Here is a 24632-nt window from a genome sequence, read left to right as displayed (position 1 = left end):
AGATTCACCCCGTGCAGATTAGGTTAGCAGTTCTTCGCACGAGATTTACCTAGCCTAACCCAACACGCAAACCTCTGGTGCTTATCGTTACGCTACAGCGCGCATTTCTTCCGCGCAAAGCAAAACCCCCGCCTCTTTCGAGTACGGGGGTCTTGGTACGGCTTAGGGTGTCTGGCAATGACCTACTTTCACACAGGTAATCTGCACTATCATCGGCGCTAAGGTGTTTCACTGTCCTGTTCGGGATGGGAAGGAGTGGGACCACCTCGCTATGGTCGCCAGACTTTAACGGGTTAACTCGTTGCACTTACTGCTCTGCAACGCGTTCAGTTCAATAGAAGAAGTAATATATTACCTTGTACTGCTTGTTTCTCAAATTCAGCTCTAATCTTGGGTAGATTATACCGTCGCACACACGCGCTTCAGGTTATAGGATCAAGCCTTACGGGCAATTAGTATCGGTTAGCTTAACGCATTACTGCGCTTCCACACCCGACCTATCAACGTCCTGGTCTCGAACGACCCTTTAAAAGGCTTAAAGCCTTGGGGAAATCTCATCTTGAGGCGAGTTTCGCGCTTAGATGCTTTCAGCGCTTATCTCTTCCAGATTTAGCTACCCGGCGATGCCACTGGCGTGACAACCGGTACACCAGAGATCTGTCCACTCCGGTCCTCTCGTACTAGGAGCAGCCCCCCTCAAATTTCCAACGCCCACTGCAGATAGGGACCAAACTGTCTCACGACGTTTTGAACCCAGCTCACGTACCACTTTAAATGGCGAACAGCCATACCCTTGGGACCGGCTACAGCCCCAGGATGTGATGAGCCGACATCGAGGTGCCAAACTCCGCCGTCGATGTGAACTCTTGGGCGGAATCAGCCTGTTATCCCCGGAGTACCTTTTATCCGTTGAGCGATGGCCCTTCCATTCAGAACCACCGGATCACTATGTCCTGCTTTCGCACCTGCTCGACTTGTCTGTCTCGCAGTTAAGCCGCCTTATGCCATTACACTATCAGTACGATGTCCGACCGTACCTAGGCGACCTTCGAGCTCCTCCGTTACAATTTGGGAGGAGACCGCCCCAGTCAAACTGCCTACCATGCACGGTCCCCGATCCGGATAACGGACCAAGGTTAGAACCTCAAAGGGGTCAGGGTGGTATTTCAAGGACGACTCCACACAGACTAGCGTCCATGCTTCAATGTCTCCCACCTATCCTACACAAACCACTTCAAAGTCCAATGCAAAGCTACAGTAAAGGTTCACGGGGTCTTTCCGTCTAGCAGCGGGGAGATTGCATCTTCACAAACATTTCAACTTCGCTGAGTCTCAGGAGGAGACAGTAGGGCCATCGTTACGCCATTCGTGCGGGTCGGAACTTACCCGACAAGGAATTTCGCTACCTTAGGACCGTTATAGTTACGGCCGCCGTTTACTGGGACTTCAGTCAAGAGCTTGCACCCCATCATTTAATCTTCCAGCACCGGGCAGGCGTCACACCCTATACGTCGTCTTTCGACTTTGCAGAGTGCTGTGTTTTTGATAAACAGTCGCAGCCCCCATTTCTCTGCGACCCATGTCAGCTCCAGCCGCAAGGGCCTTCACCTAATATGGGCTCACCTTCTCCCGAAGTTACGGTGATAATTTGCCGAGTTCCTTCTCCTGAGTTCTCTCAAGCACCTTAGAATTCTCTTCCTACCCACCTGTGTCGGTTTGCGGTACGGTCAATATAAAGCTGAAGCTTAGAGGCTTTTCTTGGAAGCATAGGATCAATCACTTCAGTCCGAAGACTTCGTCGTCACGTCTCAGCGTTAAAGCAGCCCGGATTTGCCTAAGCCACACGCCTACTCGCTTAAACCCACTATTCCAACAGTGGGCTGACCTACCTTTCTCCGTCCCCCCATCGCACTTTATATCGGTACGGGAATATTAACCCGTTGTCCATCGACTACGCATTTCTGCCTCGCCTTAGGGGCCGACTCACCCTGCGCCGATGAACGTTGCGCAGGAAACCTTGGGTTTTCGGTGTGCGGGCTTTTCACCCGCATTATCGCTACTCATGTCAGCATTCGCACTTCCGATACCTCCAGCATCCTTCTCAAGACACCTTCGCAGGCCTACGGAACGCTCCTCTACCATATGCACATCGTGCATATTCGCGTCTTCGGTTATCAGTTTGAGCCCCGTTACATCTTCCGCGCAGGACGACTCGACCAGTGAGCTATTACGCTTTCTTTAAATGATGGCTGCTTCTAAGCCAACATCCTGGCTGTCTATGCCTTCCCACCTCGTTTTCCACTTAACTGATTATTTGGGACCTTAGACGGCGATCTGGGTTGTTTCCCTCTTGACCATGGACGTTAGCACCCACAGTCTGTCTCCCATGCTCGCACTTGACGGTATTCAGAGTTTGCCATGGTTTGGTAAGTCGCGATGACCCCCTAGCCATAACAGTGCTTTACCCCCGTCAGTGATACATGAGGCACTACCTAAATAGTTTTCGAGGAGAACCAGCTATTTCCAAGTTTGTTTAGCCTTTCACCCCTATCCACAGCTCATCCCCTAATTTTGCAACATTAGTGGGTTCGGACCTCCAGTGCGTGTTACCGCACCTTCATCCTGGCCATGGATAGATCACTTGGTTTCGGGTCTACGCCCAGCAACTATGCGCCCTATTCGGACTCGGTTTCCCTACGCCTCCCCTACTCGGTTAAGCTTGCTACTGAACGTAAGTCGCTGACCCATTATACAAAAGGTACGCAGTCACCCCATTTTGCAAGGGCTCCCACTGTTTGTATGCATCCGGTTTCAGGTTCTATTTCACTCCCCTCCCGGGGTTCTTTTCGCCTTTCCCTCACGGTACTGGTTCACTATCGGTCGATGATGAGTATTTAGCCTTGGAGGATGGTCCCCCCATCTTCAAACAGGATTTCTCGTGTCCCGCCCTACTTGTCGCATGCTTAGTACCAACCAATCTTTTTCGTGTACGGGGCTATCACCCACTGTCGCCAGACTTTCCAGACTGTTCCACTAAAGTTTGATTTATCACATGCAGGCTCTTCCCATTTCGCTCGCCACTACTTTGGGAATCTCGGTTGATTTCTTTTCCTTCGGCTACTTAGATGTTTCAGTTCGCCGAGTTCGCTTCTCATGACCTATGTATTCAGTCATGGATGACCCAAAAGGGCCGGGTTTCCCCATTCGGACATCACGGGATCAATGCTTATTTGCCAGCTCCCCCGTGCTTTTCGCAGGCTAACGCGTCCTTCTTCGCCTATCATCGCCAAGGCATCCACCAGATGCACTTAGTCGCTTGATCCTATAACCTCAAACACGTGTCTTGTTCTATTCATCAATAAAGATAAATAAAGCGATTCACATTTTTAAAGTATCTGATTTCGCTTTGTTTGCGACATCGATTATTCAGTTCTGACTTCGAACAATCGATTTTGATACAATCTACCCTTATTTATTTTTAAATTTGAGTATTACTTCTTCTATTTTTTTAAAGATCAAAGATACGTCTTGCTGATTTTAGAAATCAGAAATAAACCATCGTCCCAAGCTTTGAATCTCTCTTGAGACAGTGTGTTATTTCTAGTTTCTTTATTCCACCAACCCAAGGGGATGGTGGAGGCTAACGGACTCGAACCGTTCACCCCCTGCTTGCAAAGCAGGTGCTCTACCAGATGAGCTAAGCCCCCAATTACTGCTTACTTTCTTGCAATCAAAACCAAACTGGTCGCTCTGTTGACAGAGCCTTCCAACCATTAAAAAATTAATGGTGGGTCAGACAGGAATCGAACCTGTGACCCCCGCCTTATCAAGACGGTGCTCTAACCGACTGAGCTACTGACCCATTTCAGAATACTCAGGTAGCTAATCTACGCCGCCCGAGCTACTGACCCAATCTGATTTTGTATCTTTGTTTTTTTACAGTCGATGAGTGTGAGTACTCAATCCAAAAGACTTTTCTCTTGAAAGGAGGTGATCCAGCCGCAGGTTCCCCTACGGCTACCTTGTTACGACTTCACCCCAGTCATGAATCCCACCGTGGTAAGCGGCCTCCTTACGGTTAGCCTACCTACTTCTGGTGAAACCCATTCCCATGGTGTGACGGGCGGTGTGTACAAGGCCCGGGAACGTATTCACCGCGACATGCTGATCCGCGATTACTAGCGATTCCGACTTCATGGAGTCGAGTTGCAGACTCCAATCCGGACTACGATCGGTTTTATGAGATTAGCTCCACCTCGCGGCTTGGCAACCCTCTGTACCGACCATTGTATGACGTGTGAAGCCCTAGCCATAAGGGCCATGAGGACTTGACGTCATCCCCACCTTCCTCCGGTTTGTCACCGGCAGTCTCCTTAAAGTGCCCAACTAAATGGTAGCAACTAAGGACAAGGGTTGCGCTCGTTGCGGGACTTAACCCAACATCTCACGACACGAGCTGACGACAGCCATGCAGCACCTGTGTTCAAGTTCCTTGCGGCACTCCCCAATCTCTCAGGGATTCTTGACATGTCAAGGCTAGGTAAGGTTTTTCGCGTTGCATCGAATTAATCCACATCATCCACCGCTTGTGCGGGCCCCCGTCAATTCCTTTGAGTTTTAGCCTTGCGGCCGTACTCCCCAGGCGGTCTACTTCACGCGTTAGCTGCGTTACTAAGGAACGAATTCCCCAACAACTAGTAGACATCGTTTAGGGCGTGGACTACCAGGGTATCTAATCCTGTTTGCTCCCCACGCTTTCGTGCATGAGTGTCAGTATTAGCCCAGGGGGTTGCCTTCGCCATCGGTGTTCCTCCGCATCTCTACGCATTTCACTGCTACACGCGGAATTCCACCCCCCTCTGCCATACTCTAGTTGACCAGTTTGCAATGCAATTCCCAGGTTGAGCCCGGGGCTTTCACATCACACTTAATCAACCACCTGCGCACCCTTTACGCCCAGTAATTCCGATTAACGCTTGGACCCTACGTATTACCGCGGCTGCTGGCACGTAGTTAGCCGGTCCTTATTCTTCCGGTACTGTCATCCCCAATGGATATTAGCCACTAGGATTTCCTCCCGAACAAAAGCGCTTTACAACCCGAAGGCCTTCTTCACGCACGCGGCATTGCTGGATCAGGCTTGCGCCCATTGTCCAAGATTCCCCACTGCTGCCTCCCGTAGGAGTCTGGACCGTGTCTCAGTTCCAGTGTGGCGGATCGTCCTCTAAGACCCGCTACAGATCGTTGCCTTGGTGAGCCTTTACCTCACCAACTAGCTAATCTGATATCGGCCGCTCTAATAACGAGAGGTCTTGCGATCCCCCTCTTTCCCCCTCAGGGCGTATGCGGTATTAGCTATCCTTTCGGATAGTTATCCCCCATTACTAGGTACGTTCCGATATATTACTCACCCGTTCGCCACTCGTCAGCGGTGCAAGCACCCTGTTACCGTTCGACTTGCATGTGTAAAGCATGCCGCCAGCGTTCAATCTGAGCCAGGATCAAACTCTTTAGTTTAATCGCTAAGCTAGTACTTACTGGCTTACTTTATTCAGAGCAACCATCGCTGGTTACTCCTTACTCATGTAAGCACTTGTTTCGCTTCCGAATCAAGCACTCACACTCATCGACTGTATTTTTTTAAAGATCGTTTCGCTACTGCTCGAACACCGTGTTGCTGTGTGTGCTGCAGCGAGAGGCCGAACTATACCGGCGGCACCCTATTCGGTCAACCCCTTTACCGCAATAAAACACAACAAACAGCTAAGTTATTGATTCAAATGGGATCAACATAAAGCGTATGTGATGAGAATTATGCGACCGCATCTTTGATTGCTTTAAGCGGTGTGTACTTTAGTGCTTTCTTTGCGGGGATTTGCACTGGCTCACCTGTTCTGGGGTTGCGGCCAACGCGTGCATCACGATGTTTAACTGCTAATTTGCCAATCCCTGGCAAAGTCACTTCGCCGCCACCCTTCAAAGTTGCACCTGTCACATCGCCTAGGGCTTCTAAGGTGGCTTCTACTGCCTTTTTAGAAATACCTGGTATCTCGTACTCAGCAACCCTGAGTACGGCCTCGATGAGCTCTCTCTTATTCATAGTTAAATTCCAGATATTGAAATAATTCAGAGCCTATTGTGCCAGCCATTATTACTCTATGTCTGTTTGAAATTGAGAGAAAGATTATTTATTAGGCTTTGCTGCAACAGTTATCTGATTAGCATTTCATTCACACACTAGGTACAACAACAATTGCGATTCTGTATATTTACTGAAAAAATAGATAAATGCCTCTTAAACTCAATTCCCAAGCCATTCAAATTGCCGTGCTGCTTTTGCCTCCGGCGCCCATGCTAAGCATCGCTGGCATCGATACTATTTTGGGCATGGCAAACACAATCAGCGATGCGCCTTTATATAAGTTGCAGTACTACACTTTAGATGGCTCTGCGATACCGCTGGCAACGGGCGGACACTCCCCTCAGCTTCCCGCTTTAGCTGATACAAGGGCGATTGATGTTTTACTCATTGTTTCCCAAACCCCTCCTTTTGCGAACGATCCACGCCTTACGCAGCTTAAAACTCTGCTAAATGACGCCACTTCAGTTGGGGCGATAGATTGTGGAGCATGGTGGCTGGCAGCCTGCGGTGTATTAGATCAGCACCGGGCCACATTGCGCTGGCCTGAGCTGCGATCTTTTACTGCAACGTTTCCCAGTGTAATTTGCACACAAAATATATATGAGTTTGATCGCAAATATTTTAGCTGTGGTGCAGGCGCAGCAACGCTGGATGCCATGCTGGCCTTAGTTGCTAAGCAGCAAAGCCTTGCTCTGGCCGAGCAGATAGCTGAATCTCTATGTATTGAACGCATCCGAACGCCTGAGACCCGCCAGCGCACTTCGCATGCGGTGCAACTTGGGCAGCGCCAGCCCAAGCTCAGCGCCGTACTGCAATTAATGGAAGCCAATTTAGAAGAGCCCATCAGCAGTGACGAGCTTGCGAGGCACGTCGATTTATCCCGCCGCCAGCTGGAACGCCTGTTTAAGCAACATTTAGATACCCTGCCTGCCCGCCACTATATGCAATTGCGCCTAGAACGAGCCCGTACGCTACTGCAACGCACCGGGATTTCTGTGGTACAGATTGGTTTGTCTTGCGGATTTTCTTCTGGCGCGCATTTTGCTACCGCCTACCGTGCCCACTTTGGTTTGTCGCCTCGCGATGAGCGTGCCGCTTTTTCTAAGTCATAACGCTCATAAGCATCTACATCAGTTTGATGCAGCTGTTCCCCCTTTGAAAAAGAAGGGATAGGGAGATTTGTCGTTGATTTTTGGCTTAAAGAAGTAAAAAACTACAAGCTAAATCCCCCTCGGGCCCCCTCAGCCCCCTTTTACAAAGGGGGAGGCTAAGATCAAAGCCTCTTGAGTGAACGGCATTACCCTCTCACCTCCCCTTTTTTACTAAGGGGGAAGTTGTAGCGGAGGCGACGGCTGAAGTTGTGTAGATACTAATGCATGAACCTGCTGCTTTCCCCAGGTCGTAAAGGTGCAAAGCTATAGCTTTATGTCGCATTTATAGAAGATTGATGAGTGATGCCCGCTCTACACTGGATGCACTTTATCCCGTATGCAGGATCTACCCATGTCTGACGTAAATCGCGCCACCTTTGATCAAGTTATGGTTCCCAACTACGCACCTGCGCCGTTTATTCCAGTAAAAGGCTTGGCCTCACGTTTGTGGGATCAGGAAGGACGCGAGTATGTAGATTTTTCCAGCGGCATCGCTGTGACCAGCCTGGGGCATTTACACCCTGAGCTGACTGCAGTGCTGCACGAGCAGGCCGATCAACTTTGGCACTTATCTAATGGCTTTACCAACGAGCCAGCACTGCGCTTGGCGCAGCGCTTGATTGACGCCACTTTTGCCGAGCGCGTATTTTTTTGCAACTCGGGCGCAGAAGCCAATGAAGCCGCGCTGAAACTAGCCCGCCGCTATGCTGTAGATCATTTCTCCAGCGATAAAGATCAGATTATTGCCTGCACCCAATCCTTCCATGGCCGCACACTGTTTACCGTGTCAGTAGGTGGCCAGCCCAAATATGCAGAAGGCTTTGGCCCAACGCCAGCGGGCATCAACCACGTGCCATTTAATGATCTGGCCGCCATTGAAGCCATGATCAGCGACAAAACCTGCGCGGTGATTGTAGAACCCGTGCAAGGCGAAGGCGGCGTCATCCCTGCTACGCAAAAATACCTCGCCGCCCTGCGCGCCCTTTGCGACAAGCACAATGCCTTGCTGATTTTTGATGAAGTGCAAATTGGTGTGGGCCGCTCCGGCTCGCTTTATGCTTATATGCACTACGGCGTAACACCAGACATCCTGACTTCGGCCAAAGCACTGGGTAATGGCCTGCCCATTGGCGCGATGCTGACCACCGCCAAAATTGCCAGCGCCTTTGTGGTAGGCACGCACGGCTCTACTTACGGTGGCAACCCGCTGGTCACTGCCGTGGCCGACAAAGTAATCGAGCTAATTAATACGCCTGCCGTATTAGATGGCGTAAAACACCGCAATAAGCTGTTTGTAGATGGCTTAAATAAGATCAATGCCAAACACGGCGTATTTAAAGAGATTCGTGGCAGCGGCTTATTGATTGGTGCCGAGCTTGCCCCAGTATTGCAAGGCCGCGCTAAAGATGTAGTGACCCTGGGTGCAAAACACGGCGTAGTACTACTGATGGCAGGCCCGAATGTGCTGCGCCTGCTGCCGTCTTTAGTTATTGCCGAAGCAGATATCGCTGAAGGCCTGCGCCGTTTAGAGGCGGTGATTGCTGAGCTAGTACCGGCAACAGTTGCGGCTTAGAGTTGCCAAATAGGATCAAACCCACACCTTAAACCACGGAGGACACAGAGAACACGGAGTTTCACGGCGAACAACAAATTCAACACAAACATGTAATGCCAAATGGTTTTCTCCGTGTAACTCCGAGTCCTCCCAAACGCCGTGGTTCAAGATTTGGGGGTTAACCTCCACCATCCACCTCACCCGGATCGCCCCTATGCTTATCGTAAGACCAGGAAAACTGTCCGACCTTGATCAATTAGAGCGTATGGCGCGCTCTAAGGGGCCGATTTTGCATTCGCTGCCGCCCGATCGCGCACGCCTGCAAGAGCTGATTTTGCGCTCGATTGATTCCCTGCAAAACGAGATCGACTACCCTGGCGAAGAAAGCTATTTATTTGTATTAGAAGAAAACGGCGTTTTATATGGCTCCGCCAGCATCGTCGCCCTCGCGGGGCAGCACGAGCCTTTCTATGCCTTTCGCAACGAAGTAGTCGTACACGCCTCGCGTGAATTACAGGTTAATCACCGGATTCACGCCTTGGTGATGTCGCATGAGCTAACCAGCTGTACTCGGCTGACCGGCTTTTATATTGAGCCGGAAAAAGCCGCCTATGCCGATTTGCTCTCCCGGGCGCGGCTATTATTTATTGCTCAGCACCGCCAGCGCTTTAGTAAAGATATCTTCTCTGTGCTGCCAGGTATTGCCGATGCAGAAGGCCACTCACCATTTTGGGAAAGCGTGGGGCGCAAATTTACCCGCCGTGATTTTGCCGAAATGGAGCTGGAATCTGGCGGGCGCAGCCGTGGCTTTATTGCCGAAGTCATGCCGGTTGACCCGCTCTATGTACCGCTGCTTTCGGAAGACGCCCAACGCGTCATGGGCGAACCGCACGCCAGCGCTCGCCTGCCTTATCAATGCCATCTGGACGAAGGCTTTGAGCCGGACCGCTTTATCGATATTTTTGATGCTGGCCCCGTGCTCACCGCCACGCTGGACGCCTGTTATTCGCTGCGCCACAGCGCCCTGCACCGCATTGCTTACGAATCAGACATCCACGGCACAGCCAGCTATCTGATTTGCAATACATCCAGCAGCGAATTTCGCTGTATTAAAACCCATTTGCCTAAGCAGCTCAGCCACGATCTGGCCTTGCCACCCGCCTTAGCCAGCGCATTAGAAGTGGGCCTTGGCAGCGAAGTGCGCTGCGTAAAACTCAATCACTCAGGGGCCGTATTATGAAGATTGTCCGCCTCTGTCAATTTAGCGATGTAGATAAGCTGGTCGAGCTAGCGCATAAAGCCGGCCCCGGCATGACCACACTCAAACCCGATCCGGGTGCACAAGCCGCCAGAATCGATCGCGTTCGCCGCACCTTGGAAGGCAGCGCTCAGCTTGCCGATCAGGGTTATTTATTCTTAATGGAAGAAACCGACACTGGCGAGATTGTCGGCGTATGCGGCATTGAAACCGCCGTGGGGCTGGAACAGCCGTTTTACACCTACCGGATCGATACCTCGGTATACGCCAGCCGTGAAATGAAGATCTGGAGCAAGATGGATAAGCTGACCATCTCGCACGATCTCACCGGCTATACCGAGCTATGCTCGCTGTTTTTAGACCCGCTGCACCGCGTGAACTGCAACGGTGCGCTTTTGTCCAAATCTCGCTTTATGTTTTTAGCGCAATTTAGCGACCGTTTTGGCGAGCGGGTCTGTGCCGAAATGCGCGGCGTATTTGATGAACACGGCGATTCCCCCTTCTGGCGAGCGCTAGGCAGCCATTTTTATCGCATCGATTTTCATGAAGCAGATCGCTTGGTATCACTCGGACAAAAATCTTTCTTAGCCGAACTGATGCCGCGTTTTCCGGTGTATATCGACTTTTTGCCGGACGACGCCAAAGCCTGTATTGGGGCCACGCACAAAGATACCACCCCTGCCCGTCATCTATTAGAAAGCGAAGGCTTACGTTTAGAGCGGCATATCGACATCTTTGAAGCAGGCCCGGTGCTGGAAGCCCGTATCGACAGCCTGCGGGTGATGCGGGAAAGTGGGCTATGCAGTGTGGTCATCAGCGACAGCAAAAAAGCACCATCGGCACCGCATTTAATTGCGACCAGCCAGTTAAAAACTTTCCGTACCGGGCTGATCTACACCGCGCCAGAACAAGGCTTGATTATGCTGACACCAGCAGAAGCAAAAGCATTGCAAGTAAAAACAGGCGATCAGGTCAGAATGATGGAAGCTTATCCACGGAGAGTGGTGTAAGCCTCAGAAGCCATAAGTATCTGCACAATATTTGGCGGCTGTTAATGCAGCCTCCCCATTTGTAAAAGAGGGATTGAAAGTAATACTGTTCACTTAAGCGATTTTGCTTAATTCCCCCCCTTTGAAAAAGGGAGGCTAGGGGGGGATTTGCAGTTGGCGCTGAGCTTAAATAAGCAAAAAACCAAAGGCAAATCCCCCTTTGAAAAAGGGGGAAGCAAAACCAATACCTTAAGTGTATGGAATTACCTCCTAGTTCTCCCCTTTTTCAAAGGGGGAAATCAGTACATCAAACTGATGCAAATAGTTTTGGTCTAAAGCACCAATCTGTAACTTACAAAGCGAACTCACGCTGCATAGCTGCGTACAACACTTTTCAAAGCCAGAACTCACTTTCACAATAAAGGACAGCAACATGGCTCAACTGTTTATTAATGGACAATGGCAAGATGGCACGGGTAGTGAACTGATTTCTACCAATCCGGCGAATAACGCGGTGGTGTGGCAAGGCAAGAGCGCCAGCAGCGACGATGTAAACCTGGCCATGCAGAGCGCCCGTGCGGCCTTCCCCGCTTGGAAACGCACTTCCTTAGAAGCTCGCATCGCCATTGTGCGTCGCTTTGGCGAGCTGCTGGGCGAGCATAAAGAAGACCTGGCCCATGCGGTTGGCTTTGAAACCGGTAAGCCGCTGTGGGAATCACGTCAGGAAGTAGCCGCGATGGTCGGCAAGATTGAGATTTCTATCCGCGCCCACGCAGAGCGCACAGGCGAGCGTAGCAGCGCCACGCCAGATGGCAACGCTGTTTTGCGCCATCGCCCACATGGCGTGGTCGCCGTCTACGGCCCTTACAACTTCCCCGGCCATTTGCCCAACGGCCATATTGTGCCAGCGCTGCTGGCGGGCAATTGCATTGTGTTTAAGCCATCCGAGCAAGCGCCGCTGGTGGCCGAGAAAACGGTTCAGCTTTGGCAAGCAGCTGGCCTGCCTGCAGGGGTAATTGCGCTCTTGCAGGGCGAAAAAGAAACCGGTATTGCGCTGGCTAAGCACGATGATCTGAACGGCCTCTTGTTTACTGGCAGCTCCGGCACCGGTGTGGCACTGCACAAGCAATTTGCTGGCCGGCCTGACTTTATGCTGGCACTGGAAATGGGCGGCAATAACCCGCTGATTATTGCCCCAACCGAAACACTGGATGCAGCGGTACACCACACCATTCAGTCGGCATTTTTATCTGCGGGCCAACGCTGCACCTGCTCGCGCCGCATTCTGGTGCCGCAGGGTGAATTTGGCGATCGCTTCCTAGCCCGCCTGATTGAAGTGGCTGGCAAGCTGTCTATCGGCCATTTTGACGCTGCCGAGCAGCCTTTTATGGGTTCGGTCATTTCCTTAACCGCTGCACGCCAGCTGATGGCCGCGCAAGACAAGCTAATTAGCCTTGGTGCTGTACCATTACTGAAAATGCAACACGCGGACCCAAGCAATGCCTTTGTTACACCGGCAATTCTGGATGTGAGCAGTGTGGCCCAACTACCGGATGAAGAATACTTTGGCCCGCTGACGCAAATTATCCGCTACAGCGACTTTGCCAAGGCGATAGAGATTGCCAACGACACGGCCTATGGCCTATCTGCTGGCCTCTTAGCCGATGACCCAGCGCTGTGGGATGAATTTAAAACCGAGATCGACGCTGGGGTCGTGAACTGGAACCGCCCAACCAATGGCGCATCCTCTGCCGCGCCATTTGGCGGCACCGGCAAATCCGGCAACCACCGCCCCAGCGCCTATTACGCAGCCGACTACTGCGCCACCCCGATGGCATCCATCGAATCAGCCACGCTGGTGCTACCTGCGCAGCTATCACCGGGAATTAGCCTGTAAAGCGCTTAATCAATAAAAAACGGGAAGCCTAGGCTTCCCGTTTTTCTTCTGACTACCTGCTGCTTATTTACAAGCAGAAGAATCATTCACCTTAGAACACTTGCTTAAACAGATTGCAGCTTACGACGACGAGCAGCAAGCAGACCAACCAAACCCAAACCCATCAAAGCGTAGGTTTCTGGCTCTGGAACAGGTGAAGGCATCTGAGTATCCATTGCAATATTATCCAAAGCAAAATCATTGCCATGTGCTACGCCAGTATAATTTACCAGATTTAAATTGGCAGTTACGTTTGTGCCAGAATTCCAAACCGCATAAAAATTTTTCCAGCTACCATCAGCGGTCGCGATAAATGAATCCTGCCCTCCTCCTGAAAATGGATTGAGCTTTACCCCATTGATGCTGAACGCAAGTTGAGCTGGGCTATGAGAATCAAGCGAAGCCACCCAAGCAGAGAAATAGTAATTTGTGTTTGCCAACACTTGCACGCTCTGATTCCAAACGCTGACATCAGCTACACTAGTACCCGGTGCAGCATACGCGCCGTTAACCATCATCATTTTCGAACCAGAAGAAAACGACGCTTTGTCCTTGTTATCGAACCATGGATTTGCAACACCAACATCAGAACCTACTAAGTATTTACCTTCGTGCCAAACTTTTTTACTCTCGTCCCTTTTGCCTTCTTCGCTTAGATCTTGGTTACCTAAGGATACATACTCACTATTAAAACCTGTATCGCCCCCCTCAAACCCACCATTTACGACTAAGTTTTCAGCACGAACTTGCGAAGAAATTGAGAGCGATGTCAGCACCATCAATGTTAAAAATTTTAGCTTCATAAATATCCAACCCCTAACGATTTATATTTTTTGATATGAAAAACCATCAAAGCCGCAGCCATATAACCAGATAATTTTAAAAAAACATGGATAAAACACAAATAAATTCAATAAATTATACGATTACAAGCTGCTGCAGCTAGGATAGTACTGCACATGTATTAAGGAAATACGTACATACTTTAGTGCAGTCACAAAACATTTTCTTTGCAGCTGTTTTAAATAATAAAATCTGTCTTTTCGATACAACAGAAGTGGTTAATTCCGTGCATTTAATCAAAGACAACACCGTATATTAGCCAACAGTAATTAAGCATCATTCCGAAAACATCACGCCCCAACATTAAAAATAATATAAGAATAAAATTAAACCGGCAAGACATAGCAATCTAATATCATCATTTATTAATATTCAAATCTTCGATTTTTGTTATTAAAAACAAACTTAAAACCCTTATACCATTAATTGCTTATATACCAGAACAGGTAGAGATTATCTATCAAACTTTATGATTTAACGATAGAATGCGCGCATAAAAATTTAATATTGCGCTGGCAAAATATAAACATAGCTGCATATAGCCCTTCACCCAGCGCCCTCATTGTTTTCAACATTCTGGAAAAATAAATGTTCAAAATTAAACCCGTATCCGGATTAATTGCGCTCGCGCTGGCAATGAGTGCGATTTCTTCAATCAGCTATGCAGACGAGCAACCCAAAGCGGTAACTTCAACTGATTTACTGGATAAATTATCATCCCCCAACAGCACTAAACCCAAGCCTAGCTTTGATGCAAAAGAATTTGCTGATACGGGCCGCCAAAGCCCGTCACCGATTGAAGCTGGCCCATTTTTCATTTACCCAACGCTGGGTATTTCGGTAGGAAGAGATAGTAATGTTGCCCGCACCAGCAGTAATGAAATTGCCTCTACCGCTACACTAATCAGCCCATCGTTTGTTGCTGATTTATTAAACAACGGTGATCGCTATGTATTTGGCTACAAAGGAAAATTCCTTCGCTACGCAGATAGTAAAGACAACAATACCGACAGCAATGAACTGCAATTTCAAGCAGAAAACACTTACAGCGCACGCCTTAGTTCTCTGATTCTGGGCAATCTGCTTTATGCAGAAGATGCACAAGGCACGACCGACAGCGGCTCAAGCACGCCAGACAAATACCGCTCTTTAAGCCTGAAAGGTTTAGTGGGCTACGGTGCTGCAGAAGCAACAGGCCGTATTGAGCTGGAAGCGGGCATACAGAATAAACGCTATTCAAACAATCAAAGTGTGACGCGTTTTTTTGATCAGGATTCACTCTCTGCTGCTGCACGCTTCTTTTACCGCGTAGCGCCAAAAACAAGCTTGGTCTTTGAAGGCAGAGCGCAAAACTTTGATTACGTAGTGAACCCAGAGCTGCAAAACAGTAAGGAATATCGCCTTTATACCGGCCTTAAATGGGATATGGACGATTCATTCATGGGCTCTGTGAAAGTTGGTATGCTCAATAAAAAATATGATTTGGATACCAAAGGGGAATTCACTAAATTCAGCTATGAAGCCCTGTTGCGCTTTACCCCGCTTTCCTATAGCAGTGTTGAGCTTAGCGCAATGCGCACGCCATCAGAATCCACCGGCTCTGGCAACTTCTTACTGGACGATGTCCTTAATGCACAGTGGAATCACTCCTGGAGCAGCTACTTGTCTTCACGAGCTTACCTTACCTATGTAAATAGTGACTATTCAGGAATCTCACGCACTGATGACACTTATATCACCGGGCTTGCCGTGGATTACAAACTGACCCGCTGGCTAAAAACAGGGGCAGAGTTAAGATACGAAAAACGCAATTCAAATATTACACTCCAAGACTACCAACGTAATCTGTTTATGGTTAATCTAAGCGGTTCACTGTAGTTTTTGCTTACAATTAACTAAATGAGACATTCCACTGATGCCAACTAAACCGTTGCTATCAACCTCTGAAGCGCAGGGTGGCCTGTGTTTCAGAGGTTTTTTATCTTCCGCCCTGCTTGCTTCTGCGCTACTGGCGGCAAATGCCAGTGCATCAATCTTTGATGCTCCCGAATTAAATGCTCCCAAAGCCAGTACAGAACCAGAACTGCCCGGCATTAAACCAACCAGCCCTTTATCCAACTACAAGCTAGGAGCAGGGGATATAGTGACCATTCGTGTATTTGGCGAAGACGAGCTAAGCCGTGAGCGGGTAAAGCTGACCGATGCAGGCACATTGCAATACCCTGTGCTGGGCGAGATTGTGATCAAAGATATGACCACCGGTGATTTACAACGCTTAATCACCACGGGGCTAAAAGGGCGTTATCTGGTCAACCCGCGCGTCGCCGTTTTTATCGAAGAATACCGCCCCTACTATATCAATGGCATGATCGCCAGTGCAGGTGGCTACCCATTTCAGCCTGGATTAACTGTACTAAAAGCAATTGCTTTAGCGGGCGGTTTTAAAGAACGCGCTTCTAAAGAAAAAATATTCGTAATCCGTGCGAATGACCCAAGCCAAGTGCAACAAAAAGTGGATCTTAATACGCTCATTTTCCCTGGCGATATCATTACCGTACAAGATAGCTTTTTCTAACTGAATATTTAGTCAGCCACCACAGATCGACAAGGCAAGGATTAGGCAATATGAATCGACCCCAACATCTTGCAGGGCTAATACCCGCGCAAGAAACCACTCCCCTGCTTGAATATTGGCGCAGCATTAACAAACGCAAATGGAAAATTATTGTTTTTGCCGTTGCAATTGCTGCTGTTGCCACAGCAGTCGTCTTTTCAATTGCCCCCTCATATCGATCCACCACAACCATTTTGGTTGAATCAAGTCGGCAAAAAATTGTATCTGTTGAAGAAGTTTATTCTGGAGTAACGGCCAACCGAGAGTACTTTCAAACCCAGGCAGAAATTTTGCAATCCAGAGATTTAGCCATTAAAACGATCAAGAACTTAAAGCTTTGGGAAAACCCGGCTTATGATCCACGCATCACAAAAAAACCGCTTTGGTCATCTTTTTTGAAGACTGAAGAACCCACACTCAATAATAACTGGACAGAAGAAAAACTGGCTGCAGCTATTTATCCCAGCTTTGCGGCAAACGTTGATATTGAGTTAGTCCGTTTAAGCCAGCTAGTAAAAATAAGTTTTACCAGCACAGATAAAGAACTGGCCGCAGCAGTGCCAAATAAACTAGCTGAAATGTATATTGATAGCGACAGAGATGCACGCTTTGCTATGGCACAAAGTGCATCACAATGGCTAAATGGCCGCGTTGGAGGCTTGCGCGAGAAACTGGATAAATCCGAATATGCTTTACAGAAATACCGCGAAACAAATGGCATTATCTCTTTAAGTAAAGAAGGACAAAATGGCACCAGCACGCAAATTGCAGATACAAACCAACAATTAATTACTGCAAAGATGAAACGGGCAGAGGCAGAAAACGCCTATCGACAGGTGACTGCCGTTAAAAATGGCGATTACAGCAGTGTGCCGGCAGTGATTACCAACCCACAAGTATCTGACTCAAAAAGACAAGAAGCAGAAGCCGAAAGAAAAGTATCAGAACTTATTCAGCGCTACGGTGAAGACCACCCAAAAATGGTACAAGCCGAGGGTGAGCTACGCTCTGCCAAAATAAATGCAAAACGCCAGGTCGATGCTGTCGTAGGAAGCTTGCGCCAAAGCTATGAAGCCGCACTGGGTACAGAGCGCGCTTTAGAAGCCGTATTAAACCAGGCCCGTGGCGCAGTATCAAATTTAAACCGCAAAGAAGTACAGCTTGGCGTACTGGAGCGTGAGGCCGCAGCGAATCGCCAACTATATGAAAGCTTTATTGCCCGAGCTAAAGAAACAGCAGTATCGCAAGACCTGCAATCCGCGATAGCCAGAATTATAGATAACGCAAGTATCCCAAACACACCAATAAAGCCCAAAAAGTTACAAATAATAATGATGGCAACGTTGCTGGGCTTATTAGTTGCAGCAAGTGCAGCCGTTCTATTAGACCGCCTGAATAACACAATTAATAATAGCGATGATGTAGAACGCTTATTAGGCCACCCATTACTGACCAGCATTCCACTGCTTAATAAGAAACAAGCCAGTGATGCAGGTAAATTAGTATTAAGTGAACCAAGATCTATTTATGCCGAATCTATCTTTACGGCCCGCACAGGCGTAGCTTTATCTTCAATTGATGCCACAGAGCGCACCCTGCTGATTACATCCAGCATGCCAAATGAAGGTAAAACCACTTTTGCCAGTAATTTAGCGCTGGCATTATCCAGCACACGCCGCACACTAATTATTGATGCCGATTTGCGTAAACCTGGTTTAGCACGCAAATTAGGGCTAAACCCTGCAAGCCCTGGCCTCAGCAATCTAGTAGCAGGCAATGCGACTTTAGAAGAATGCCTGCAGCGTGTTGGCGACAGCCAATTGTATTGCATTGGCACCGGGGATATTCCGCCAAGCTCTTTAGAGATATTGATGTCTAAGCGCTTTAGCGAATTATTAAAACAATTATCGGCAAGCTATGAAATGCTGGTGATTGATGGCCCGCCATTAAGCTTGGTTAGCGATCCACTGATTTTAGCGCCGCTGTGCAGCGATACCCTTTTTGTAACCCGCGCCCAAGAAACGCCGCACCCAATTGCACGCAAAAATCTGGCGCGACTTACACAAGCTGGCGGGCGGGTTTTAGGCGTAACGCTCAGCCACTTGGATTTTAAAAAGGCAGAGCGCTATTACGGGCAATACGGCAGCATCAGCCAATATGGAAAAGCATACGGGGCAACCTAATAGCCGGTGATGTAAAAACAAAAGGGCAACTTATATAAAGTTGCCCTTTTGTTTTATTGCTGTGAATTTGCATCTTTAGTTAATAATCTGCTTACAAGGTTTACCCCCTCACAGCGAGTTTTACTCAGCTTGACAGACCGGGGTAAAACCCGAATATTATGTTGCTCACCCCTCACTAATTGCAAGATTCAAATACCCAAGCATGCGATAATTAAATATTGTATATCTGACACCGTTAATACAATCAATACTCTAGGTAAAACCAATCATCATGATTGATATTCACTGCCATATATTACCCACTGTTGATGATGGCCCAAGGGATATGGAAATGGCGCTGCAATTAGCAGCAGAAGCCGTAAAAAATGGCATTAAAACGGCGATATTAACGCCCCATATCTACCCTGCCCGCTGGAATAACCAGCGCACAGCGCTTGAATGCGAAATTGCCATCTTTAAATTGCACCTAGCCAGCAAGAAAATCCCCCTAGATATTCATTTAGGGGGGGAGGTACGCCTTGGCGAAGAGATCTTGCCGCTGCTGGAAAAAAACGAAGTGCCTTTTCTGGGCGAAGTGGATGGCATGAAAATCATGCTATTAGAGTTTCCAGACCAAATGATCCCCGTGGGCAGCGAGCAATTTATCCGCCATTTTTTAAAACTGGGTATTCGCCCGCTGATTGCCCACCCAGAACGCAATGCCGCTATTCAGGCCCAGCCAGAAAAAGCGCAGCATCTCATTGATTTGGGCTGCTGGCTGCAAGTAACAGCCGGATCGCTTTGCAATCAATTTGGCAGCAAGGCCCGCAAAACAGCAGACTATTTATTAGAAAAAGACTGGGTCTATTTATTAGCCAGCGATTGCCATAACTTAGCGTACCGCCCCCCAAATCTGCACCTAGGCCATGCCGCTGTAATGGCACAACACGGCCAGGATTATGCAGATATGCTGACCATTGAACGCCCATTGGGCATTATAAATAAGCGCATATGAATAAATTAAAATCAGCAGCGGTATTACCGCTAATGGCTCTGGCTATCTGGCTGGCAAGTATCGCAATCTGGCCAAGCCTTAAATATGCTTGGTACGATATTCAAACATTAGAAGCACGCAAACAGGTACAAAGCTGGCTAAGCCAGCCGCAGCAGCCACTTGATTTGGCCCAATGGATTAAAAACCGAGACATTTTAGAAAAAGCCAGCATAGCCTGCCCCGATATTGCCCAATACCATACAGATCTTGCACGCCTGCAAGTATTGCGCGGGCTAAAAGCGGCTAATTTTAAACTAGTAAGAGATGTGTTTTATCAGGAGGCAATTAATCAATACCGCGCAGCCCTGCAGGTACAGCCTAATAATGGAAGTAATATGGCCAATATTGTGCAATTTAAAGCGTATCTGAATCAGCACGATGCAGAGTTTGAGCAATTACTGATCAGATCAGCACAATTAAACCCCTACGAGCCCGATACCCAACTGGCTATTTTGAATGCAGGGTTTCAAAATTGGGACAAGCTATCTGCTACAATCCACCAGAAAATGGGCCAAGTTTATAAACAAGCCATGCTGCAGCAAAAAGACAATGTGCTAAAGCTAAAGGCCAGCTATCCTAATCTGAATGTATAAATTGCCTGCTCTGCCCACCCGTAAACAAGCCCGCTTTAAAGTGGGCTTATTTGTGCTGGCGCTGAGTTTATGCACCGCAATCAGTATGGCTTCAGGCTTAACCGAATTTTCTGCTAATTTGCTTAGTGCAATTGCTAAACGCTGGGGGCAAAGTGCTGTGCCTAGGTTATTAGCATGGAAAGAATTTATTCAGGAAGAAAAGCCAGCGGCACAAGGCCAATGGAGCCCGCCCAAAACACCTGTGGTCAATACACTAAAAAACACCAATCGTTTTTTTAATAAAATACCCTACCAAACCGACCAGGCCCATTGGGGTGTAACAGATTACTGGGCCACACCTATTGAAATGCTGGCATCGAATGCGGGCGATTGCGAAGATTATGCTGCGGCCAAATATTTTAGCCTGAGGGATTTAGGCGCACCAGCTGGCCAATTACGTATGGTGTATGTACGGGCACTAAAAATAAATGAAGCCCATATGGTACTGGCCTGGTATCCCACCCCCGAAGCCGAGCCCTATATCCTAGATATTTTAACCGGCGAAATTAAACCAGCATCACAGCGCACAGATTTAGAGCCGGTATACAGCTTTAATGATGATGATATCTGGGCGGGAGATACCCAGAAAAAAGGTGGCGCAAGCCAAATCAGATTCTGGAAAGACCTGAAAGAAAAAATGGCCCGCGAGCAGGCCATGTGATAAAAAATGAACATTATAAAGGAACAAATCAAAGTAAAATTAACGGCCAAATTTATAAGGGGCGATAAATAAAAATTTAATGGGGTTGCGCTTTGCATAGTGCCATACAAACATAGGCATGAGCACAGAAGTAATCAGTCCAGCTATGAATAGAATATAAAAATTTTGAATTCCAAAAAATTTATTCAATGCAATTCTTGCACCACTTCCAACAATGACATGAATTAGATAAATAGCTAACGAAGCCTGACCAACTCTCATAATAAAACCATACTTATCACCTATTCCAATACAAAAAGAACTAAGTAACAAGATACAAGATAGTGAATAAACGAACATCAACATTCGGTTAATGATGTCACTTTCATGAATAGTTCTGGCAAGTAAAAAAGTAAACACAGCAAACGCTAAATAGATCACCATCATCCATTTATTCACTCTCAAAAATTTAGCATTCTGTTTAATCAGCATACCAAAAACAAAAAAGACAATAAAATGTGCTGGTAAATCAATAGCAGCAATTTTTGTAAGTGGTAAAAAAAACAATATCAACAAAGAACATACAAATGTGATGGTAATATTTTTAACTATCCAGTCTTTAAAATAAATAATAAAAATAAAAATAAAAAACAAGGCATAAAGAAACCAAAAATGAGCTCTGGGCTCCCAAAATAAACTCAATACAGAAGCACCATCTATTCCTGCATTGGTATACCTGCTTAGCATAACCTCAACCGCACCTTGAATTAAAGACCAAATAATATACACATACAATATAGAATCAATTTTATTAAAAAATAATTTTTTACTATTCCACCTTTGGGCAGATTGTATAAAAAGGTAACCGGACAAAAAGAAAAAAAGAGGCATATGAAAGCCATAAATAATAGCATCGATAAAGTTTAATTCTGACAGATGGATAGCCAAGCCAGCTTTAATTAATCCACGAATCACATGACCATATACCACCAATAAAATACCAATACCCTTGGCATAATCAACCCAATCATCACGATAATTATGAGACATACAGCCTTCTTAAAAATTAGATAATCACTAAATACATTCCATACTAGATTAAAATCATTTATTTATTATTAAAATATCAAATAAAACATACTCACATAAAAGCAATGTATTTCAATATGCGAATATACTATCAATTTACACATTCCATTTTTATCTTTTTAGTTCGTATAAATCTCTTTCCTAAAAACAAGGTACTCAAAATTGGACTCTTGGACAGAAATTTGTATAAGACAATTGAACCAGCAATAGCGCTGAAAACTCCAACACTGAGGTGTAGCGCAATATCATAAGTAAATAAACCAATCGTCATGCGGGCAGATGCGCTAAAAAAAACATGATATAAATAAACACCATAAGAGTATTTTCCAATACCAGACAAAAATGAAGACTTTAAATCTAAATTAATTAAAAAGTAGCATGCAATCAAACCTACACAAAGAGCAACTGGAGTTTGCCTATTAATGGCACCACCTACCAGCCCTATCGCCCCTAATACAAACACAGCAACAAAAAAAGATGCCATTTTTACAAAAAACCGATCTGACTTTAAATTAAATCGACAAACACCAAGCCCAAAAAGAAAATAAGGAAGTAAATATAAAGCACCATGAATACCAATGTATACAGGAGCAGATATAGTGCAAAACATCAAAGTCGCAATTACAAATATAATAGCAAATCTTCTACCATCATTAATAAAATTAAATTTCTCAAAAAATATTACAAAACAAAAAACAATAAACAAAGACTCAACAAACCAATAATGAGCCACTGGCACAATATGTAAAAGCCATATATTTTCAGTTTTAATATTAGTTGCATCTATATTGTATTGAATAACAGCAAACAAACTACCTGCTGTTAACATAGGCAACAGCAAGCGTCTTGCTTTTGAACGCAAGAACAAAAAAGAGGAATAGTTTCCTATAGGCCGCAGGCTATAAACATAGCCTGATAAAAATGTAAACAAAGGCATTCTTATATAAGCTAATATATCATTTGCATCACGAAGAAACCCATTCGAAATATGCAAGCCTTGATCCGGCGAGCCACCAATAACGTGATAAACCACCAATAAAATGCATGCAAGTCCACGCAAAGGGGTTATATTATTAACGATCACATTCTCCCGCTATATTTTATAAATTAATCACATCATATAGATATTTAAAATATATATAATTTAACTATCAATGCATAAAAGATTTCATACACACATAAAAAAAATACAATCTATTAAAGATAAAAAACCAACAACCAGCAACATTCAACAATTAAAAAAGTCACCAATAGTTTTTATCATATTCATCAGAATGATAAACACAGAACAACACAACAATCAAAAGACTAAACGTCACACTTTTTGCAACTAAGCCAACCCCAGATGAAGTACTCACAAAAAAGAAGACAATAGACCAACAACTAATTAATCCATACTTTTTAATGATTAAAACTAGCATTTTAAAAGTAAAATAAAATAATACAAAACTGAGGATCAAACCATAAGTTAATACCATGCCAACCCAGAATATTTCAATACCATAAATAGTACCGTATGCAACTTGGCGAGCAGCAAGAGTTCGATGTATATCGCCTAAAAATAACTCCATATTTGATACATCAGCTAAAATTTGCATTGCTAAAACACGCGTATAACCACTGCCATTATCATATTCAATACGGTCAATTAACTGATCAAACATACCCATTTGGAACGCCACAATTAATGCAAGCACTGCAACAGTAATTGCTATCTTTATTTTTATGACATTAAAATAATTAGTTCCCTTGCCAACTAATTCCAGCCAAAACCGCACAAGACACATTAAGCCAACAAATACCAAAGCCATTGCAATACTTGTACGACCTCCAAATAATGGTAATGCTAATAGGCAATGTAACATGGTAAAAATCTGTAAACGTGATGCATTCTTAAAACAGATCAGTGAAAAACAAGCTACTATGTATAAAGAGCAAATTAAAGTCGATGCTAATGGGTGACCAAATAAACCTAGTGCACGCATCTCCCCCCAATCACGCATATCTAAAATTTCACCTGAGCCAGTGTAATCAATCAGAATCGCAGGTATAAGGGGAGCACCTACTTTATATTCAAAAATAGCCATTATGGTATTTATTAGCAGCAAACCATGCATTAAATAGGCTAAATATTTAATTTGCTTGCTATTTACTTGCAACAATAACACCAGCAATAGGCCGGGGGTAAACCAACTAACGATTAAACCGGATACAGGTAAACCCAATATGGCTTGGGTATACACAATTGAGATGCAGCTAACAAAGAGATAAGGAAAAACACCCAATTTAAAAATGCTGTAACTTATTTTTTCTTCCCCCTGGGGATAGGCCAAAAAAGCCAGTAAAGCTAAAATAAGCGTAAGCGTAGAGGGATGAATTTTTTCTAAAGCATTGCCACCCTCACCGGCATAGTTATAGCCGAATAAAGCCAGCATATTTCCTGATGCACCCAACAATAACAAAACTGAAATAAACAATAGAATATAAGACCACTTAGGCAAGCCCTGTTGTACTTCCACCTTAAACAGTGCTGCATGATGGTTATCTAAAATAAATTTTTCTGCCAT

The 24632-nt window shown here is 46.2% G+C and carries 16 protein-coding genes, 2 tRNA genes and 3 rRNA genes; 11 read left to right on the top strand and 10 right to left on the bottom strand.

Features of this window, described 5'->3' with window-relative positions:
• Positions 1–169: 169 nt before the first annotated feature.
• From rrf to DYD62_RS04980, 6 genes are all read right to left on the bottom strand, one after another.
• Positions 170–283: ribosomal RNA gene (rrf, locus tag DYD62_RS05005) — 5S ribosomal RNA — on the bottom strand.
• Between the two features lie 148 nt (positions 284–431).
• Positions 432–3322 (bottom strand): 23S ribosomal RNA (locus DYD62_RS05000).
• Positions 3323–3631: 309 nt separating this feature from the next.
• A tRNA-Ala gene (locus DYD62_RS04995) sits at positions 3632–3707 on the bottom strand.
• 78 nt (positions 3708–3785) lie between these two features.
• A tRNA-Ile gene (locus DYD62_RS04990) sits at positions 3786–3862 on the bottom strand.
• Positions 3863–3983: 121 nt separating this feature from the next.
• Positions 3984–5517: ribosomal RNA gene (locus tag DYD62_RS04985) — 16S ribosomal RNA — on the bottom strand.
• The 16S, 23S and 5S rRNA genes sit together here with 2 tRNA genes alongside, the layout of an rRNA operon.
• A 295-nt stretch (positions 5518–5812) precedes the next feature.
• The gene (locus tag DYD62_RS04980) at positions 5813–6100 is read right to left on the bottom strand and encodes an HU family DNA-binding protein (protein WP_115226339.1); all 288 of its coding nucleotides are present in this window, start codon (positions 6098–6100) and stop codon (positions 5813–5815) included.
• A 188-nt stretch (positions 6101–6288) separates the two neighbouring features.
• Here DYD62_RS04980 and DYD62_RS04975 point away from each other — a divergent pair, with 188 nt between their 5' ends.
• From DYD62_RS04975 to astD, 5 genes are all read left to right on the top strand, one after another.
• A complete protein-coding gene (locus tag DYD62_RS04975) occupies positions 6289–7254 on the top strand; it encodes a GlxA family transcriptional regulator (RefSeq protein ID WP_115226338.1) in 966 nt (321 codons plus the stop codon).
• Positions 7255–7645: 391 nt separating this feature from the next.
• Positions 7646–8866 carry an aspartate aminotransferase family protein gene (locus DYD62_RS04970; RefSeq protein ID WP_115226337.1) on the top strand — a complete coding sequence of 407 codons (1221 nt, stop codon included), beginning with the start codon at positions 7646–7648 and terminating at the stop codon, positions 8864–8866.
• Between the two features lie 196 nt (positions 8867–9062).
• Positions 9063–10088 carry an arginine N-succinyltransferase gene (gene astA / locus DYD62_RS04965; RefSeq protein ID WP_115226336.1) on the top strand — a complete coding sequence of 342 codons (1026 nt, stop codon included), beginning with the start codon at positions 9063–9065 and terminating at the stop codon, positions 10086–10088.
• Entirely contained in the window at positions 10085–11116 is a 1032-nt protein-coding gene (gene astA / locus DYD62_RS04960; RefSeq protein ID WP_115226335.1) for an arginine N-succinyltransferase, read from the top strand. Before astA (DYD62_RS04965) ends, astA (DYD62_RS04960) begins: the two co-directional genes overlap by 4 nt.
• A 412-nt stretch (positions 11117–11528) precedes the next feature.
• The gene (gene astD / locus DYD62_RS04955; protein WP_115226334.1) at positions 11529–12992 is read left to right on the top strand and encodes a succinylglutamate-semialdehyde dehydrogenase; all 1464 of its coding nucleotides are present in this window, start codon (positions 11529–11531) and stop codon (positions 12990–12992) included.
• A 104-nt stretch (positions 12993–13096) separates the two neighbouring features.
• Here astD and DYD62_RS04950 read toward each other — a convergent pair whose 3' ends face one another.
• A complete protein-coding gene (locus tag DYD62_RS04950; RefSeq protein ID WP_115226333.1) occupies positions 13097–13834 on the bottom strand; it encodes a PEP-CTERM sorting domain-containing protein in 738 nt (245 codons plus the stop codon).
• A gap of 628 nt (positions 13835–14462) precedes the next feature.
• On the opposite strand from DYD62_RS04950, the gene DYD62_RS04945 reads away from it, so the two are divergent.
• The 6 genes from DYD62_RS04945 to DYD62_RS04920 all read left to right on the top strand — a co-directional run bounded on the left by DYD62_RS04945 (position 14463) and on the right by DYD62_RS04920 (position 20997).
• A complete protein-coding gene (locus DYD62_RS04945; protein WP_115226332.1) occupies positions 14463–15752 on the top strand; it encodes an outer membrane beta-barrel protein in 1290 nt (429 codons plus the stop codon).
• 37 nt (positions 15753–15789) lie between these two features.
• Positions 15790–16449 carry a polysaccharide biosynthesis/export family protein gene (locus DYD62_RS04940; RefSeq protein WP_115226331.1) on the top strand — a complete coding sequence of 220 codons (660 nt, stop codon included), beginning with the start codon at positions 15790–15792 and terminating at the stop codon, positions 16447–16449.
• A gap of 50 nt (positions 16450–16499) precedes the next feature.
• Positions 16500–18671, top strand: a complete 2172-nt coding sequence (locus DYD62_RS04935) for a GumC family protein (protein ID WP_115226330.1) — start codon at positions 16500–16502, stop codon at positions 18669–18671.
• Positions 18672–18942: 271 nt separating this feature from the next.
• Entirely contained in the window at positions 18943–19665 is a 723-nt protein-coding gene (locus DYD62_RS04930) for a tyrosine-protein phosphatase (protein ID WP_115226329.1), read from the top strand.
• Positions 19662–20297, top strand: coding sequence for a tetratricopeptide repeat protein (locus DYD62_RS04925; RefSeq protein ID WP_115226328.1), 636 nt, complete (start codon positions 19662–19664; stop codon positions 20295–20297). The genes DYD62_RS04930 and DYD62_RS04925 overlap by 4 nt, the downstream gene beginning before the upstream one ends.
• Positions 20290–20997 (top strand): transglutaminase-like cysteine peptidase, encoded by a 708-nt coding sequence (locus DYD62_RS04920; protein WP_207916797.1) that lies wholly within the window; start codon positions 20290–20292, stop codon positions 20995–20997. The genes DYD62_RS04925 and DYD62_RS04920 overlap by 8 nt, the downstream gene beginning before the upstream one ends.
• A gap of 39 nt (positions 20998–21036) precedes the next feature.
• Here DYD62_RS04920 and DYD62_RS04915 read toward each other — a convergent pair whose 3' ends face one another.
• From DYD62_RS04915 to DYD62_RS04905, 3 genes are all read right to left on the bottom strand, one after another.
• Positions 21037–22026 (bottom strand): acyltransferase family protein, encoded by a 990-nt coding sequence (locus DYD62_RS04915; protein WP_115226327.1) that lies wholly within the window; start codon positions 22024–22026, stop codon positions 21037–21039.
• A gap of 130 nt (positions 22027–22156) precedes the next feature.
• Entirely contained in the window at positions 22157–23149 is a 993-nt protein-coding gene (locus tag DYD62_RS04910) for an acyltransferase family protein (protein ID WP_115226326.1), read from the bottom strand.
• A 160-nt stretch (positions 23150–23309) separates the two neighbouring features.
• Entirely contained in the window at positions 23310–24632 is a 1323-nt protein-coding gene (locus DYD62_RS04905) for a VpsF family polysaccharide biosynthesis protein (RefSeq protein ID WP_115226325.1), read from the bottom strand.

It is taken from the genome of Iodobacter fluviatilis (assembly GCF_900451195.1).
Lineage (GTDB): Bacteria > Pseudomonadota > Gammaproteobacteria > Burkholderiales > Chitinibacteraceae > Iodobacter > Iodobacter fluviatilis.
The sequence above is the reverse complement of the archived record's forward strand: the minus strand, read 5'-3'. Positions and strand labels throughout refer to the sequence as shown.